The sequence below is a fragment of the Stenotrophomonas sp. STEN030 genome (genome assembly GCF_056759995.1).
Genome location: NZ_JBRREB010000004.1, coordinates 1 through 15,852, shown reverse-complemented (window position 1 = coordinate 15,852; position 15,852 = coordinate 1). Strand labels below are relative to the sequence as shown.

Below are 15,852 nucleotides of genomic sequence, written 5' to 3'. Positions count from 1 at the left end.
CTGAAGTAGCGGGCAGCTGTGCCATCTGATGATGTGCCTGCTTCGCGGCTCACGCCGCTCCCACAAACAAGACAGCCGGCACTACGCCGGCTGTCTCTTCATCCTTCAACGATCCGACAAACCGCCGAATCACCATTCAGGCAGCTTTTCCGGCAGCAAAGGCTTGATCACCGCGCCATCCTCGCTTGCTGCCAGCTTCTCAGCTTCAGCAATCGGGATATCCACCTCGATCAGCCAGCCTTCTTCATCGGCCTGCTCGCTGCGGATGACCTCCAACTGGTGCAGGCGCGCGCGCAGGCGGCCAGCGCTCGGCGGCAATCGAACCTGACCGGTGACATGCTGCAAGCCCAGGCGCTTGCCCAATACCGATTGCAGCAGTTCCAACCCGCGGCCATCACGCGCGGAAACCCACACCCGCTCGCGCCGTGATTCATCCGGAACGCCATCCTGCGCGTCATGGCGCACTTCGGCACCTTCGATGCGATCGATCTTGTTGAACACCAACAGCTGCGGCAGATCGCCGGCACCGACGGCTTCCAACACTTCGTCGACCTGGGCAATGCGTTCTTCGCGCAGCGGATCGGCGGCATCGACAAGATGCAGCAGGAAATCCGCTTCGCGCGCTTCGGAGAGCGTGGAACGGAACGCCGCCACCAGGTCATGCGGCAGGTTGCGCACGAAGCCGACGGTATCCGCCAGCATCGCGTTGCCGCCGGGCAGGGTGATACGTCGCACGGTGGGGTCCAGCGTCGCAAACAGCAGATCGGCGGCGTAGGCACCCGCACCGGTCAGTGCGTTGAACAAGGTGGACTTGCCAGCATTGGTATAGCCGACCAAGGCGATACGCGGCATTTCGCTGCGCACGCGTGCACGGCGCATCTGGGTGCGCTGCACCTCGACCTTTTCCAGCCGCTTCTGCAGCTGCTCCACCCGCTTCTGCAGCAGGCGGCGGTCGGTTTCCAGCTGGGTTTCACCCGGGCCGCGCAGACCAATGGAACCACCGCGCTGACGCTCAAGGTGGGTCCAACCGCGGACCAGCCGCGTGGCCATATGTCGCAACTGGGCCAGCTCAACCTGCAGCTTGCCTTCGTGGCTGTGCGCACGCTGGGCAAAGATGTCCAGGATCAGGCCGGTGCGATCAATCACCCGGCGCTCCAGGTAGCGCTCAAGGTTGCGCTCCTGTACCGGGCTGAGTTGATGGTTGACCAGCACCAGATCGGCGCCTGTGGCGTCGGCGGCAGCCTTCACTTCTTCCAGCTTGCCGCTGCCGATCAGCGTCGAAGGGTTCGGCCTGTCCATGCGTGCACTGATGGTCGCGGCAATAGTTGCCCCGGCCGAGCGCGCAAGATCGGTGAACTCCTCCAGTACATCTTCTTCCAACCGGCCAACATGCGGCTGGATCAACAGCGCATGTTCGCCCTTTTTAGAGCGGTCAAACATGCGCCGCCACCTGCTTATTCGTTGTCGTTGTCAATTTCGTCATCAGCTGCCTGACTTCCATCACCCGATTGCACATAGCCACCACCCGGCCCCACGCGCACATTGCGCGCCGGCACCACGGTGGAAATGGCGTGCTTGTAGACCATCTGGCTGACGGTATTGCGCAGAAGCACCACAAACTGGTCAAACGATTCAATCGTGCCCTGCAATTTGATGCCATTTACCAGGTAGACCGAAACCGGCACGCGCTCACGGCGCAACGCATTCAGAAACGGATCCTGCAAAGACTGCCCCTTGGACATCGTCTACTCCTCGTTATTGTTTTTATGGACCGGACCGATGGCGGCATCCCCTGCCCGTCCGGAACCCTGATGGTACACCGCCGCGCGCTTGCTCAGCCTTGCAGAAAGCGGGAAACCGCGTTCTGCACACCAGACATGTCCCGAACCGGGTCAAACCAGCGCGCATCCAGCTCGCCACGCAGCCAGGTGAGCTGTCGCTTGGCCAGCTGGCGGGTCGCAAACACGCCCTTGTCGCGGAACTCGGCGGCGCTGCCCTGCCCGTCCAGGAACTGCCAGGCCTGCCGGTAACCCACCGCACGTACCGCCGGCAGGTCCAGTGGCGTAGCCACCGCCGCCATCTGTGGCAGCGCCCGCAGCGCCCGCACCTCGTCCAGGAAGCCACGCTCCAGCATCAGGTCGAAGCGGCGCTCGATACGTTGATGCAGGACCGCACGGTCAGCCGGGGCCAGCACCAGTTTCAGCACCCGCGCCGGCAAGCGCGCGATCCCCGGCAAGCCCTGCCAATAGCTGATCGGCTTGCCGGTCAATCGATAGACCTCCAACGCCCGCTGGATACGCTGCGGATCGGTGGCGTGGATGCGCGCTGCGGCGATCGGGTCGATAGCTGCCAGCTGCGCGTGCAAGGCCGGCCAGCCGCTGAGCTCGGCCTCGGCGGCAATTGCCGCGCGCATGGCCGGGTCGGCCTCAGGCATCGGCGACAGTCCCTGCAGCAAGGCACGGAAGTACAGGCCGGTGCCGCCGGCCAGAATCGGCATTTTGCCGCGTGCAACGATGTCACGCACCGCAGACGTCGCGTCAGCGGAGAACTCGGCGGCCGAATAGGTCTGCCAGGGGTCGCGCAGATCCAGCAGGTGATGGCGGATGCCGTCCTGCTCGGCGGCGTCTGGCTTGGCTGCACCAATGTCCAAACCACGGTAAACCAGCGCCGAATCGACGCTGACGATTTCACCGTCATGCGCCTTGGCCAGAGCAATGGCCGCCGCGGTCTTGCCCGAGGCGGTCGGGCCCATCAAGGCAATGGCCAAGGGCCGTTGATCGATGCCCATCAATCCTCGTCCGGCCAGCGCGGCATTGCAGGCTTGTCGGCACGCGGCGCGGGTACCGCAGCGAACGCAGCCAGCACTTTGAGCGCGTCAACGGTGGCGGCCACGTCATGCACACGCACCATCATCGCGCCCTTCTGCACCGCCAGCAGATGCGCGGCCAGCGAACCGGCCATACGTTCGGCAGCAAGCGCTCTGCCGGTGACATCACCAATGCAGCGCTTGCGCGAGAAGCCCGCCAGCACCGGCGCGCCCAGCTCGTTCAAGCGATCCTGTGCGGCCAGCAAAGCAAAATTCTGCGCGGTGTCCTTGTTGAACCCATAGCCCGGGTCCAGCAGCAAACGCTTGCGCCCGATACCGGCCATTTCCGCAGAAAAAATGCGCTCGGCGAGGAAACGCTGCACATCACCGGCAATATCGACATACGTCTCGGCAACACCCGCGTCGTAAGGGCCGCCAACGGCATGCATCAACACCACTGCCGCCTTGGACCCAGCAACCGCTTCCAGCGCACCCGGCTGCCGCAGGGCCTGCACGTCGTTGATCATGTGCGCGCCAGCCGCCAACGCGGCACGCATCACTTCCGGCTTGAACGTATCCACGCTCAGCGGCACTGCCACCTGCGCAACCAGCGCTTCAATCACCGGAACGATGCGGTCGATTTCCTCCTGCACCGATACCGGGCTTGCCCCCGGCCGGGTAGATTCGCCACCGATATCTAGCAGATCGGCGCCCTGTTCGACCAATGTCAGGGCATGGGCGATGGCAGCAGCAGCATCAGCATGCTGCCCGCCATCGGAAAACGAATCCGGAGTGACGTTGACGATGCCCATCACCTGCGGCCGATCCAGCCGCAGCGTACGGTCGCCACATTCAAGGGTTGGGAAAACATCAAACATGGGCGCTCCGGCGGACTGCAACAGCACCTAGTTTAAGCCACCGCAGCGGCCCTCCAGCGAAGTCGCCGGCCAACCCCACCGTGCAACTGGACCGGCGGCATAAACCCTCAGTTCTTGTTGCGGGCGCGGATCCGGCTACCGATCAGGCTCAGGATCACGCCCAGCACCACGCCGATGAAAATACCGGCCAGAAAGTTGTTGGTCTTCACCCCGAAACCGACACCGGCCACGGTGGCGATGATCATCTCCGGCACATTCGCAGAGGGTGCCTTGGGCGGCGTCGGAGCATCATTCATGGGAAGGGAAACCTGAGAAAACCAAAGTGACGCCATTCTCGCCCAGCGCAGGGCCTGGCGCATAAAAAAACGAGCCGGGAAACCGGCTCGTTCTTGTTGCATCGACGCTGATGGCTCAGTGCTGGCCGGCAGGATCGGTGATCGGCGCCACCGGCTGCGGGGCATCGCCACCCTTGCCATCATCGGCACGGTCGTTGTTGCCGCCCTTGTCCACCCAGCCTGCAGGCGGCGAAGGCTTGCGGCCTTCCATGATCGCCTTGACCTGGTCGGCGTCGATGGTTTCCCAGTCCAGCAGCGCGGCAGTCATTGCCTCGACGATCTGGCGCTTCTCATCCAGGATCTTGTAGGCAACGTTGTACTGCTCGTCGAGGATGCGACGGATCTCCGCGTCCACCTTCTGCTGGGTGGCCTCGGAAATGGTCTTGCTGTGCATGCCATAGCCGCCTTCTTCATCGGCGTAGACCATGATGCCCAACACATCGGACATGCCGTACTTGGTGACCATGGCGCGGGCCAGCTTGGTTGCACGCTCGAAGTCGTTGGACGCACCGGTCGACATCTCACCGACGAAGATCTCCTCGGCGATACGGCCACCGAACAGGATCGCCAGCTCTTCCAGCATGCGCTCCTTGTACTTGCTGATGTGGTCATGCTCCGGCAGCTGCCAGGTCAGGCCCAGGGCCCAACCGCGCGGCATGATCGTGACCTTGTGCACAGGGTCGGCCTTGGGCAGCGACATGGCGACAACGGCGTGACCGGACTCGTGATAAGCGGTATTACGACGCTCTTCCTCACGCATGACCATGCTGCGACGCTCAGGACCCATGTAGATCTTGTCCTTGGCGTCCTCGAAGTCCTTCATGTCGACTTCCTGCTTGTTGCGACGAGCCGCAAACAGGGCGCCTTCATTGATCAGGTTGGCCAGATCGGCACCGGAGAAACCCGGTGTACCGCGTGCCAGCACTTCCGGACGCACGTCATCGGCAGCCGGCACCTTGCGCAGGTGCACGCGCAGGATCTGCTCGCGGCCCTTGATATCCGGCAGGCCGACCATGACCTGACGGTCGAAACGGCCCGGACGCAACAGCGCCTTGTCCAGCACGTCAGGACGGTTGGTGGCAGCGATCACGATCACGCCTTCGCCGCCTTCAAAGCCGTCCATCTCGACCAGCATCTGGTTCAGGGTCTGCTCGCGCTCATCGTGGCCACCGCCGGTGCCCGAGCCGCGGTGACGGCCCACGGCATCGATTTCGTCGATGAAGATGATGCACGGCGCGTGCTTCTTGGCCTGCTCGAACATGTCGCGCACACGGCTGGCGCCGACGCCGACGAACATCTCGACAAAGTCCGAACCCGAAATCGCGAAGAACGGCACCTTGGCCTCGCCGGCAATGGCGCGGGCCAGCAAGGTCTTACCGGTACCCGGCGGACCGACCATCAGCACGCCACGCGGAATCTTGCCGCCCAGCTTGGTGAACCTGGAAGGATCACGCAGGAACTCGACCAGCTCGCCGACCTCTTCCTTGGCCTCGTCGCAACCGGCGACGTCAGCAAAGGTGACCTTGATCTGGTCTTCGCCCTGCAGCTTGGCGCGGGATTTGCCGAAGGACATCGCGCCCTTGGCACCACCACCACCGCCCTGCATCTGGCGCATCATGAAGATCCAGAAGCCGATCAGCAGCAGTATCGGCAGGAACTGCAGCACGATGCCCCAGAAACTCGGGCCTGCCGGTTCCTGACGGGCAACTTCAACATTCTTGGAATACAGCTGGTCCAGCAGCTTCGGATCGGCCGGCGCATACAGCGCACCGTCAGAACCGTCAGCGCGCTTGAAGCGCAGGTGGTTGGTGGTCAGCGTGGTCTTGTCGGTGTATTCAACCGACTTGATCCGGCCCGCATCCACTTCCTGCAGGAACTGCGTGTAATTGCGTGCATCGCCAGCGGCGGCTGCCCCACTGCGCGGGGCAAAACTCTGGAACACCACCATCAGCACGACGGCGACAACCACCCATAACAGGAGGTTCTTGGTCAGGTCGTTCATCCTCATCGGCTCCGGTGTCCCTCTAGATACTAAATGCTGAAAAGTCGTATGGCTGAGCTTACTTTATCTGGGTACGCTTGCCCTGCCCCAAGGCATAAACCTCGGATGAACGCTTGCGTGAAGCGTCCGGTTTGCGAATGGCGACCTTGTCATAACGACGGCGCATTTCACGCACGTAGTCATCAAAGCCGACGCCCTGGAACAACTTGATCAGGAACGCCCCGCCCGGCTTGAGATGGTTGTCGGCAAAATCCATCGCCAACTCCGCCAGGTGCATCATCCGCGGTTGGTCAACCGCATCCATACCACTCTTATTGGGGGCCATATCCGACAGCACAAGGTCTACCGGCACATTGCCGAGCATGGCTTCAAACTGCGATAGAACGTCTTGCTCCCTGAAGTCTCCGTGAAGGAACTCCACGCCAGCCAGCGGCGGCATCTCCAGGATATCCAGCGCCAGCACGCGGCCGGTGTCGCCCATCTGCCTGCGCACCTGCTGCGACCAGCCGCCCGGCGCGGCACCCAGATCGACCACCACCATATGCGGCTTCAGCAGCCGGTCACGCTCCAGCAGCTCCTCCAGTTTGTAGGCCGCGCGCGAGCGCATGCCCTCCTTCTGGGCCTTTTTCACAAAAGGATCGGAGAAGTGTTCTTTCAGCCAGCGCTGGCTACTTTTGCTACGGGAAGGCATCGGTAATGGGGCTCACAGGGGTGGTCATGATACCCTGAACCCCCTTGATTACCTGTAGTCCTGCATGTCCATCGTCCTGACCTCGGCCCAGAACCGATTCCTGCGCGGCACCGCGCACGACCTGAAAGCACTGTTGCAGATCGGTGGCAAAGGGGTCACTCCGGCCTTTTTGGCCGAGCTGGACGAGGTGCTGGAGCGCCATGAACTGGTCAAGGTGAAGGTTGCTGCAGAAGACCGCGAAGCCCGCGACACCCTGATCGACGAGCTGGTCCAGGCCAGCGGCGCCGCCCTGGTGCAGCGCATCGGCCACGTCGCCGTGCTGTATCGCCCGGCCAAGGAAAAGCGTCAGATCGTGCTGCCGCGCGGCTGATAGCCGAGGAATACCCATGCAGTTCAGTCGCGAGCTTCCTGATTACATCTATTCCCTGCGCTCGGCCGATGGCCGCCATGCGCAGGTGAACGACCGCGCACTGAACCGCAGCTTCATCCTCGCGCCGAACAGTTTGATTGAAGACTGGCCGGTCGCCTCGGTGGCCGAGTTGCGCGCCGAAGATCTGGACGCAGCGTTGGAACTGAATCCGGCGCTGGTGATCCTTGGCACGGGTGAGAAGCAGATCTTCCCGCCGGCCGCGATCATGGCAGCCTGCCTGACCCGCGGCATCGGCATCGAGGTGATGAACAACGCCTCGGCCGCACGCACCTACAACGTGCTGGCCGGCGAGAACCGCCGCGTGGTGATGGCCATCATTCTGGAAAGCACGCCGTAGAGAGCGCAGCCATGCCGCGCTGGGGCTTTCTTGTAGGAGCGGCGTAAGCCGCGAAGCTGACGGTCAATCAGCCCGTAGGCATGCCAGCAATCCCAACCACGCCTGATTCGCAGCCCACGCCCGCAAGGCCAAATGCCGCCCCGTAGTGCCGAGCCATGCTCGGCAGGGGCTTTACAGGCAATGCATCAGATAGTTCACAGCTTCGCGGCTTACGCCGCTCCCACAAGATCGGTGCGCAATGACGCACCGCTGGGAAAGCCCTTGCCGAGCATGGCTCGGCACTACGGTGCGGCTTGGCGGGGAAAGCCCCTGCCGAGCATGGCTCGGCACTACGGACTGGTTGCAACAGGCGCTTACTTCTTCGGCAGATAGACCAGCGGGTCGACCGGCTTGCCGTTGTAGCGGATCTCGAAGTGCAGCATGTCACGCGAGGTGCCGGTACGGCCCATCTCGGCGATCTGGTCGCCTGCCTTCACGTTCTGCCCTTCATTGACCAGACGCTTGCGGTTGTGGCCGTAGGCCGACAGCCACTGGTCGTTGTGCTTGATGATGATCAGTTCACCATAGCCAACCAGACCTGCGCCGGAATACACCACCACGCCAGGACCAGCAGCACGTACAGCCTGGCCACTGCTGCCAGCGATATCCACGCCCTGCTTGGTCGCCTCACCGGCCACGAAACGACCAACCACGGCGCCCTCGGCAGGCCAACGCCAGCCGATGCCACTATTGACCGGGGTCGGCGTGACAACCGTTGGCGGCGTTACCGGACGCGCGGCGGCCGTCGTCGAGCCACCGGTTGCTGGCCGAGTGGCCGCCGCACCGCCCGGATACAGACGCAGAGCCTGCCCCGGATAGATCGTGTAGGGCTCGGACAAGCCATTCCAGGCGGCAAGATCACGCGGGGTGATGTTGTTGATCCGGGCGATACCGAACAGAGTATCGCCACGACGCACTAGCGCCGTCTGCCCAGGCTTGGCCACCGAGGTGCGCGGCGTGGTGGAAGTGGACGAGCCTGAGCTTCCGCTCGAAGGCTTGACCACCGTAGCAGTGCCACACGCTGCCAACGAGACCACGGCCAGCACCGCCAGCGCCCTGTTCAAGCCCTTGCCCAACATCAATGCATTCATGCGAATTTAGCCCTCCAGACCAGCCACGCCACCAGGCCAACCACCAACGCGGTGGCAATCCAGCCCAACGGCTCAATCCAGCGCCGCAACCGTTCAGCCGCCTGTGCGCCGCCGAAGCGGATCACCGCTGCCAACAAATAAACCCGTTTGCCACGGCCGACCAGCATGCTCAGCACATACTGCGGCAATGGCACGCCGACGATACCCGAGGCCCATGTGAAGACCTTCATCGGGATCGGCATGAAACCACCCAGCACCAGGAAGGTGAACACCGCCCATGGCGACTCCGCCATCTTGGCCTGCAGGGTGGCAATGCCAGTTTCGATCGCCGGCAGCATGCCCATTGCCTCGAACAGCGGCTTGAGCGCCTCGAAGGCGTAATGGCCCAGCGCGTAACCCACCATCGCGCCGACCATCGAGCCAGCCAGGCTCAGGGTCGCGAAACGCCAGCCCTTGCGTGGCTGTGCCACGCACATCGGCATCAGCATCACTTCCGGCATCACCGGGAAGATGATGGCCTCGATGAAACTCAGCACGGTCAAATAGGTGGGCGCGCGCTCATTGGCAGCCCAGACCATGGCACGGTCGTATAACGGCCCGAAAATCTTCATTCAGTGAGTAATCCTGTTCTCAGTCCAGCATGCCCGGCAACAACGGCACAAAGCTCACCGGTGCCAGCTCTTCCTGGGTAATGGTGCCATCTGGCTGTCGGGTCAGTTGCAACAGCACCTGTCCGCCGGGCCCGCCAACCGGCGCGACCAAGCGGCCGCCCACGGCCAGCTGGTCGATCAAGGCATCCACCAGCGCCGGCGCAGCAGCCGTCACCACGATGGCATCGTACGGGCCGTGCTCAGGCCAGCCGATGCGGCCGTCGTCATGCTTGGTGCGGATGTTCATGCCCAGGTGCCGGAAGCGCTTGCGCGCCTGCCGCAGCAGGTCGCCGATACGCTCGACGGTGAATACCTCAAGACCCAGCGCACCGAGGATGGCGGCCTGGTAACCCGAGCCGGTGCCGACTTCCAACACCTTTTTCGGCGCGACAGCCAGCACTACCTCGGTCATCCGCGCCACTACCCAAGGCTGGGAGATGGTCTGGCCATGGCCGATCGGCAACGCAGTATCTTCGTAAGCGCGTGAGGCCAGTGCCTCATCAATGAACAAGTGACGCGGCACCACCCGCACGGCATTGAGCGTGGCCTCGTCGGCAATGCCCACTTCGCGCAGGCGATCGACCAGACGGTCGCGCACCCGCTGCGAGGTCATGCCGATACCCACGGCCTCCGGCTGCAGGCGCATACGCGGCGTCATTCAGGCGTCCCCAGGGTTTCGGTCAGCCCACCCACCCAGCTGGCGACCTTTTCCAGGGCCGAATAGCGGGTCAGGTCGACCTGGATCGGGGTGATCGAAATATGCCCGGTGCGCACCGCGTGGAAGTCGGTGCCGGGACCGGCGTCCTGCTCACTGCCGGCCGGGCCGATCCAGTACACGGTATTGCCGCGCGGATCGGTTGCCGGAACACAGGCTTCGGCACGATGGCGGTTGCCAAGCCGGGTGACCTCAAAGCCACGGATCTCGTCCCATGGCAGGTCCGGCACGTTGACGTTGAGGATGGTGTCGGCCGGCAACGGATCGGCGATCAGCCGGGACACGATCTCCACCGCCGCGCGCGCGGCAGTAAGGAAGTTCTTGGCTTCGTGCTTGTGCGTGACCAGCGACACCGCCACCGACGGCAGGCCGAGGTGGCGCCCTTCCATCGCCGCCGACACCGTGCCCGAATAGATCACGTCATCGCCGAGGTTGGCGGCATTGTTGATGCCCGACACCACGATGTCCGGTTCGAATTCGAGCATGCCGGTCAGCGCCAGGTGCACACAGTCGGTGGGCGTACCCGCTACCGCACAGGTGTAGTGGTCAATGCGGCGCAGACGCACCGGCTGATCCAGCGTGAGTGAGTTGGAAGCGCCAGAACGATCACGGTCCGGTGCCACCACGGTGACTTCATGTCCGGCGTTGCGAAGCTGCTCGGCCAACATCTTGATGCCGGGGGCGTCCACACCATCGTCATTTGATACAAGTACGCGCATTAAAGGCCTGGGTTACTGGATCAACACGCGACGCTCCCACTCAGCGCCGCAATCGCCGGAACCTCCGGTTAGTACATCACCGTGACGGACCGACCTGAGCGGCCATGATACCGGAATGCGCCGCGGCACTTTCCACCCTCGCGGGACTTGCCTGCGACCGCGCGCACGTTACGCTGTACAAATGTCGTACCCAGATGAAGAAGATGACGCCGCACTGTTCCGCTCGGCCATTGGCGAAGTGACGCCGATGCGCCAGGTGGAGGCACCGGCTGCGGGCAAACCACGGCCCAAGCCGCGCGCGCGCATGGCCGAACAGGATGAATCCGAGGCCTTGGGCGAATTCGCCCGCCTGTTACGTTCCAGCAAGCCACTGGAAGCCGGCGACAACGCCAGCTACCGGCGTGACAACCTGCCGCCACAGATGTTCCAGCGACTCAAGCGTGGCCAGTATTCAGTACAGGACGAACTGGACCTGCACGGCGCCACCGCCGCCCAGGCCGAGAACCTGCTGCGCCAGTTCCTGCTGGAAGCACGCGCGCATGAACACGGCTGCGTGCGCATCATCCACGGCAAGGGATTGCAATCAGATGGTGGTGCGCCGGTATTGAAAAACCTGGTCGACCGCATGCTGCGCCAGCGCAATGACGTGTTGGCGTTTCATTCGGCGCCGCCCACCCAGGGCGGCACTGGTGCGGTTCTGGTGTTGCTGGCCAATCGTTGAGCCGGCCGCCTGGCCAGCCAAGGTTTTCACTCCAGCAGCGAAAAGCATCCACTTCGGCAGCCCGGGCAAGCGCAGCGCACCCGGGGCTGTTCGCGCAGAGCCTTGAGCTACCCCCGGATACCGCCTCCCGGCTACGCTGCGCTTAGCCGGGCTACGCGCTGACCAAACGATTAGTCGGCGGCGCCATCTTCGCTCGACACTTCGGCTTCAGCTGCCGGAGTGCCCGCAATTTCATTGCGACTGGCGTCGGTTACTTCACCCAGTTCGTGCAGCACCGCGGTGGCGTAGCAACCCGGCGGCAAGGCGAACGACACCTCCAGCACGTCGTCGGCCAGCCATTGGTGCTGCATCAGCAAGGGCTTGAGACGCAGCGAACGACGCTCCTGCTTGAGCCCTGCCTGTTCCAGACCGGCGCGCAGCGCCAAGGCCTGCTCATCACCCAGCGCCTGATCCTCCAGCGCCCGTGCGGCATCGGTGGCGCGCAGCTCACCAACGCCCCACAACGGCGCGCTGGGATGGATATCGAATCGCCCCAGACGCTCGGCCAACACCTCGTTCATCGGCTCCGGGCCAAACACCGAACGACTGCCGTCCAGCATCCACACCTCGCCCTCCAACGCGGTGTCCCAGTTACCCGCCTCAACGCGCGCGGCGAGCACCCGATTGAACAACGCTGAGCGCGCCGCCGACAGCAGCATCGAACGCTGATCCTTGCGCACCCGGCGACCGGCAAACATCTGCAATGCTGCCGGCACGTTGCCGCCATCACGGCCAAAGCGCTGTTCACCAAACCAGTTCGGCAAGCCGCGTGCGGCGACAATCTGCAACCGCTCTTCGATCGCCGCCTTGTCGCCCTGCACGCCGCGCAGCACCAGCTTGAAGCGGTTGCCCGCCAATGCGCCGCGCTGCAGCTTGCGGTTGTGCCAGGTCGAAGCGAGCACGTGCAGTTCGTCCGACTCCAGCAGCGCCAGATCCGGCGCCACGCGCTTGGGCAGGTGCACGCTGAAGCGCTGCGTGGTCACCGCATGCCGATCTTTCTGCCCGGCATAGCTGACGCCCATTTCCGGCACGCCCGCCCACTGCGCCAACTGCTTGGCAATAGCCACGGTATTGGCGCCGCGCTTGCGGATGTCGAGCAGCAGGTGCTCTCCCTCCCCGGTTGCTTCGAACGCGGGAATTTCATCCACCTGGAAATCTTCCGGCACGCTGCGGATGGCCGCAGTCAGCACCGGTTCGCCAAAGGCCAGCGGCAGCGCGATCATGCGGCCACCAACAAGGCTACGGCCTGCGCGGCAATGCCTTCTTCGCGACCAGTGAAGCCCAGCTTCTCACTGGTGGTGGCCTTGATACTGACCCGATCCAGATCGATCGCCAACAGCTGCGCGACTTTCTCGCGCATCACCAACGCATGCGGACCCACCTTGGGCCGCTCGCAGATCACGGTGATGTCCACATTGCCAACCTGCCAACCACGCTCACGCAGCAGTTCGTTGCAATGGCTGACGAAGCGACTGCTGTCCGCGCCCTTCCAGCGATCATCCGAGGGCGGGAAATGCACGCCGATATCGCCCAGCGCCAGCGCACCAAGCATGGCGTCGCACAGCGCATGCAGGGCCACATCCCCATCGCTGTGTGCGAGCACGCCACGGCTGTGCGGCACGCGCACGCCGGCCAGCATGATGTGGTCGCCCTCACCAAAGGCATGCACGTCATAGCCTTGGCCGATACGGATGGGAGGGAAGGAAACAGAAGAGTTCATGGCAATACTTCTTGGCAGAGCCGACGCCAACGCGCCGGCAAGGGATCAGCTGCCGCGCCGCGACAGCTCGAATTCGAAACGGGCCAGATCGGCCGGGGTGGTGACCTTGAAATTGCTTTCCGCGCCTTCGATCAGCAACGGACGTACGCCCTGCCGCTCCATCGCCATCGCTTCATCGGTGACATCAACACCGGCAGCGGCGGCATCGAGCAGCGCGCGGGTCAGCTGATGGCGGCGAAACAACTGCGGGGTCAGCGCACGCCACAGCCGCTCGCGCGGCTCGGTGCGATCAATGCCGCCATCATCGCCAGCACGCTTGAGCGTGTCGCGCACCGGCGCGGCAAGAATGCCGCCGACCGGATCAGCACGCCCCACTTCCAGCAATCGACTCAGATCGGTCGCGGCAAGATTTGGCCGGGCAGCATCGTGGACCAGCACGAAATCATCGGCACGTACGCTATCCGGCAGAGCCTGAAGGCCGGCCAATACCGATGCTGCGCGGGTCTCTCCTCCCACGCAGGTAAGTACCGGCTTGTCGGCAAACGAGGTCCAGCCCGGCCAATCGGCATCGTTCTCGGCAATGGCCACCATCACCCCGGCTACGCCGGGGTGGGCAAGCAAGGACTGGAGGGCATGGGCGAGCAGGGGCTCACCATCGGCCAGCAGGTACTGCTTGGGCACCGGCCCGCCGAAGCGTGCACCGCGCCCAGCTGCGGGAACCACCGCCCAGGTCTGCACGATCAAGGGATGTTCTCCGGTGGCGACTGCTGATTGCCCTGCCCGGCCGGCGTTGTCGTTGCCGCTGCAGGCGCAGGCACCACGGGAGCAGCTACCGGCGCGTCTTCGACGACCCGGTAGAACTTTTCACCCGGCTTGATCATGCCCAGCTCGCTGCGCGCACGCTCTTCGATGGCAGCTTCACCATCCTTGAGATCCTGGACTTCGGCCGCCAGGGAATCATTGCGCTGCTGTAGACCGTCGTTGTCACGCTTCTGGTTGGCCACCTGCGCCTCGAGCATCATCACTTCGCCCGAGTTGCCTTGGCCAAACCAGAAGCGGTACTGCAGCAATCCCAGCAGTACCGCCAGCACCAGCAGCAGCCAGCGCCAATTACGCATGACGATCAGCGCTTAAGCGAGACAAACGCATCACGACCGGCATAGCGCGCGCCGCTGCCGAGGGCTTCCTCGATGCGCAGCAGCTGGTTGTACTTGGCCACGCGATCGCTGCGGCACAGCGAGCCGGTCTTGATCTGGGTGGCGGTGGTGGCCACGGCGATGTCGGCGATGGTGGTGTCTTCGGTTTCGCCCGAACGGTGCGAGACCACGGCCGCATAACCAGCCTTGTCGGCCATGGCGATGGCTTCCAGGGTTTCGGTCAGGGTGCCGATCTGGTTGACCTTGATCAGGATGGCGTTGGCGGTGCCTGACTCGATGCCTTCGGCAAAGATCTTCGGGTTGGTGACGAACAGATCGTCACCGACCAGCTGCACCTTGTTGCCAATGCGCTGGGTCAGCAGCTTCCAACCGGCCCAGTCGTTTTCGGCCAGGCCATCTTCGATGCTGATGATCGGGTACTGCGCGGCCCAGTCGGCCAGGAAGTCAACGAACTGCTCGGAGGTCAGGCGCTTGTTCTCGCCGACCAGGTTGTACTTGCCATTCTCGTAGAACTCGCTGGAAGCCACGTCCAGGCCGAGCAGGATGTCTTCGCCAGCGTTGTAACCGGCCTTGCCGATCGCTTCCAGAATGGTGTCCAGGGCTTCGACGTTGCTGCGGAAGTCCGGCGCGAAGCCGCCTTCATCACCCACCGCAGTGCTCAGGCCGTGGCTCTTCAGCACCGACTTGAGCGCGTGGAAGATTTCGGTACCCGCACGCAGCGATTCGCTGAACGAGCTGAAGCCAACCGGCAACACCATGAACTCCTGGAAGTCGACGTTGTTATCGGCGTGTGCGCCACCGTTGATGATGTTCATCATCGGCACCGGCAGCGACGGCGCAGCGCCGGTCTTGCTGGCCAGGTACTGCCACAGCGCCTGCTTCTTCGAAGCGGCGACTGCGTGGGCGGCGGCCATGGAAACACCGAGCAGCGCATTGGCGCCCAGGCGGCCCTTGTTCTCGGTGCCGTCCAGATCGATCAGGCGACGATCCAGGCCTTCCTGGTCTTCGGCGTTGAAGCCGGCCAGTGCGGTGGCGATGGTGCCGTTGATATTGCCTACGGCGTTACGCACGCCCTTGCCCAGGTAACGGGTCTTGTCGCCATCGCGCAGCTCCACGGCCTCCTTGGTGCCGGTCGAAGCGCCGGACGGGACGGCAGCGCGGCCGAACGAGCCGTCGGCCAGGGTGACTTCGGCTTCCAGCGTGGGGTTGCCACGGCTGTCGAGGATTTCACGGGCGTGGATCTTGGCGATGTTGGTCATGTCTGGGGGCTAGGCTCGTTCAGGAGAGTCTGTTATCGACGGGAAACACAAATACCAGCCGGGAGTTTAAACGAAGCGCAGGCTGGCGCGGCCGTTGCTTTCGCCTGAAAGCGGCGTGGGCAGCTGAAACGGACAAGGCCCGCGCTGGGCGGGCCTTGTTTGATGCCTCCTGTAGTGGGGGGGGCGGGGGGGCGGGGGGGGGGCGGGGGCCGCCGCCGGTGGCGCCGGGCGGGGGCGCGCACCAACCCACCCACCCCCCCCCC

The 15,852-nt window shown here is 63.8% G+C and carries 19 protein-coding genes; 3 read left to right on the top strand and 16 right to left on the bottom strand.

Annotation, left to right across the window (positions count from 1 at the left end):
- Nucleotides 1-129: 129 nt before the first annotated feature.
- From hflX to rlmE, 7 genes are all read right to left on the bottom strand, one after another.
- Nucleotides 130-1,440: a ribosome rescue GTPase HflX gene (hflX, locus tag ACVOLR_RS01900; RefSeq protein WP_481534939.1), complete on the bottom strand. Its 1,311-nt coding sequence runs from the start codon at nt 1,438-1,440 to the stop codon at nt 130-132.
- Nucleotides 1,441-1,454: 14 nt separating this feature from the next.
- On the bottom strand, nt 1,455-1,742 hold the full coding sequence (gene hfq / locus ACVOLR_RS01895; protein WP_057628256.1) for an RNA chaperone Hfq: 288 nt from the start codon (nt 1,740-1,742) through the stop codon (nt 1,455-1,457).
- Nucleotides 1,743-1,834: 92 nt separating this feature from the next.
- A complete protein-coding gene (gene miaA / locus ACVOLR_RS01890) occupies nt 1,835-2,788 on the bottom strand; it encodes a tRNA (adenosine(37)-N6)-dimethylallyltransferase MiaA (RefSeq protein ID WP_481534938.1) in 954 nt (317 codons plus the stop codon).
- Nucleotides 2,788-3,684, bottom strand: a complete 897-nt coding sequence (gene folP / locus ACVOLR_RS01885; protein WP_481534937.1) for a dihydropteroate synthase — start codon at nt 3,682-3,684, stop codon at nt 2,788-2,790. The genes miaA and folP overlap by 1 nt, the downstream gene beginning before the upstream one ends.
- A gap of 107 nt (nt 3,685-3,791) precedes the next feature.
- Nucleotides 3,792-3,980 (bottom strand): hypothetical protein, encoded by a 189-nt coding sequence (locus ACVOLR_RS01880; RefSeq protein ID WP_481534936.1) that lies wholly within the window; start codon nt 3,978-3,980, stop codon nt 3,792-3,794.
- A gap of 115 nt (nt 3,981-4,095) precedes the next feature.
- On the bottom strand, nt 4,096-6,021 hold the full coding sequence (gene ftsH / locus ACVOLR_RS01875; protein WP_481514863.1) for an ATP-dependent zinc metalloprotease FtsH: 1,926 nt from the start codon (nt 6,019-6,021) through the stop codon (nt 4,096-4,098).
- Nucleotides 6,022-6,079: 58 nt separating this feature from the next.
- Complete coding sequence (rlmE, locus tag ACVOLR_RS01870; protein ID WP_481534935.1) at nt 6,080-6,712, bottom strand: 23S rRNA (uridine(2552)-2'-O)-methyltransferase RlmE; 633 nt, start codon at nt 6,710-6,712, stop codon at nt 6,080-6,082.
- Nucleotides 6,713-6,776: 64 nt separating this feature from the next.
- On the opposite strand from rlmE, the gene yhbY reads away from it, so the two are divergent.
- The gene (yhbY, locus tag ACVOLR_RS01865) at nt 6,777-7,082 is read left to right on the top strand and encodes a ribosome assembly RNA-binding protein YhbY (protein ID WP_481514861.1); all 306 of its coding nucleotides are present in this window, start codon (nt 6,777-6,779) and stop codon (nt 7,080-7,082) included.
- A 16-nt stretch (nt 7,083-7,098) separates the two neighbouring features.
- Nucleotides 7,099-7,479, top strand: coding sequence for an Mth938-like domain-containing protein (locus ACVOLR_RS01860; RefSeq protein WP_481534934.1), 381 nt, complete (start codon nt 7,099-7,101; stop codon nt 7,477-7,479).
- Between the two features lie 353 nt (nt 7,480-7,832).
- On the opposite strand, the gene ACVOLR_RS01855 is transcribed toward ACVOLR_RS01860, so the two are convergent.
- The 4 genes from ACVOLR_RS01855 to surE are packed head-to-tail and all read right to left on the bottom strand — an operon-like array spanning nt 7,833 to nt 10,693.
- Nucleotides 7,833-8,609 (bottom strand): peptidoglycan DD-metalloendopeptidase family protein, encoded by a 777-nt coding sequence (locus ACVOLR_RS01855; RefSeq protein ID WP_481534933.1) that lies wholly within the window; start codon nt 8,607-8,609, stop codon nt 7,833-7,835.
- The gene (locus ACVOLR_RS01850; protein ID WP_481534932.1) at nt 8,606-9,220 is read right to left on the bottom strand and encodes a YqaA family protein; all 615 of its coding nucleotides are present in this window, start codon (nt 9,218-9,220) and stop codon (nt 8,606-8,608) included. Before ACVOLR_RS01850 ends, ACVOLR_RS01855 begins: the two co-directional genes overlap by 4 nt.
- A 19-nt stretch (nt 9,221-9,239) precedes the next feature.
- Nucleotides 9,240-9,917, bottom strand: coding sequence for a protein-L-isoaspartate(D-aspartate) O-methyltransferase (locus ACVOLR_RS01845; protein WP_481534931.1), 678 nt, complete (start codon nt 9,915-9,917; stop codon nt 9,240-9,242).
- Entirely contained in the window at nt 9,914-10,693 is a 780-nt protein-coding gene (gene surE / locus ACVOLR_RS01840; RefSeq protein WP_481534930.1) for a 5'/3'-nucleotidase SurE, read from the bottom strand. The genes ACVOLR_RS01845 and surE overlap by 4 nt, the downstream gene beginning before the upstream one ends.
- Nucleotides 10,694-10,874: 181 nt before the next feature.
- Here surE and ACVOLR_RS01835 point away from each other — a divergent pair, with 181 nt between their 5' ends.
- The gene (locus ACVOLR_RS01835; protein WP_481509091.1) at nt 10,875-11,414 is read left to right on the top strand and encodes a Smr/MutS family protein; all 540 of its coding nucleotides are present in this window, start codon (nt 10,875-10,877) and stop codon (nt 11,412-11,414) included.
- Between the two features lie 170 nt (nt 11,415-11,584).
- On the opposite strand, the gene truD is transcribed toward ACVOLR_RS01835, so the two are convergent.
- From truD to eno, 5 genes are read right to left on the bottom strand one after another with little or no spacing between them, the layout of a single operon-like run.
- Nucleotides 11,585-12,676 carry a tRNA pseudouridine(13) synthase TruD gene (truD, locus tag ACVOLR_RS01830; RefSeq protein ID WP_481534929.1) on the bottom strand — a complete coding sequence of 364 codons (1,092 nt, stop codon included), beginning with the start codon at nt 12,674-12,676 and terminating at the stop codon, nt 11,585-11,587.
- Nucleotides 12,673-13,173, bottom strand: a complete 501-nt coding sequence (ispF, locus tag ACVOLR_RS01825) for a 2-C-methyl-D-erythritol 2,4-cyclodiphosphate synthase (RefSeq protein WP_481534928.1) — start codon at nt 13,171-13,173, stop codon at nt 12,673-12,675. The genes truD and ispF overlap by 4 nt, the downstream gene beginning before the upstream one ends.
- 45 nt (nt 13,174-13,218) lie before the next feature.
- Nucleotides 13,219-13,917, bottom strand: a complete 699-nt coding sequence (gene ispD, locus ACVOLR_RS01820) for a 2-C-methyl-D-erythritol 4-phosphate cytidylyltransferase (protein ID WP_481534927.1) — start codon at nt 13,915-13,917, stop codon at nt 13,219-13,221.
- The gene (ftsB, locus tag ACVOLR_RS01815; RefSeq protein ID WP_481534926.1) at nt 13,914-14,291 is read right to left on the bottom strand and encodes a cell division protein FtsB; all 378 of its coding nucleotides are present in this window, start codon (nt 14,289-14,291) and stop codon (nt 13,914-13,916) included. Before ftsB ends, ispD begins: the two co-directional genes overlap by 4 nt.
- 5 nt (nt 14,292-14,296) lie before the next feature.
- Nucleotides 14,297-15,589, bottom strand: coding sequence for a phosphopyruvate hydratase (gene eno / locus ACVOLR_RS01810; protein WP_481534925.1), 1,293 nt, complete (start codon nt 15,587-15,589; stop codon nt 14,297-14,299).
- Nucleotides 15,590-15,852 lie beyond the last annotated feature (263 nt).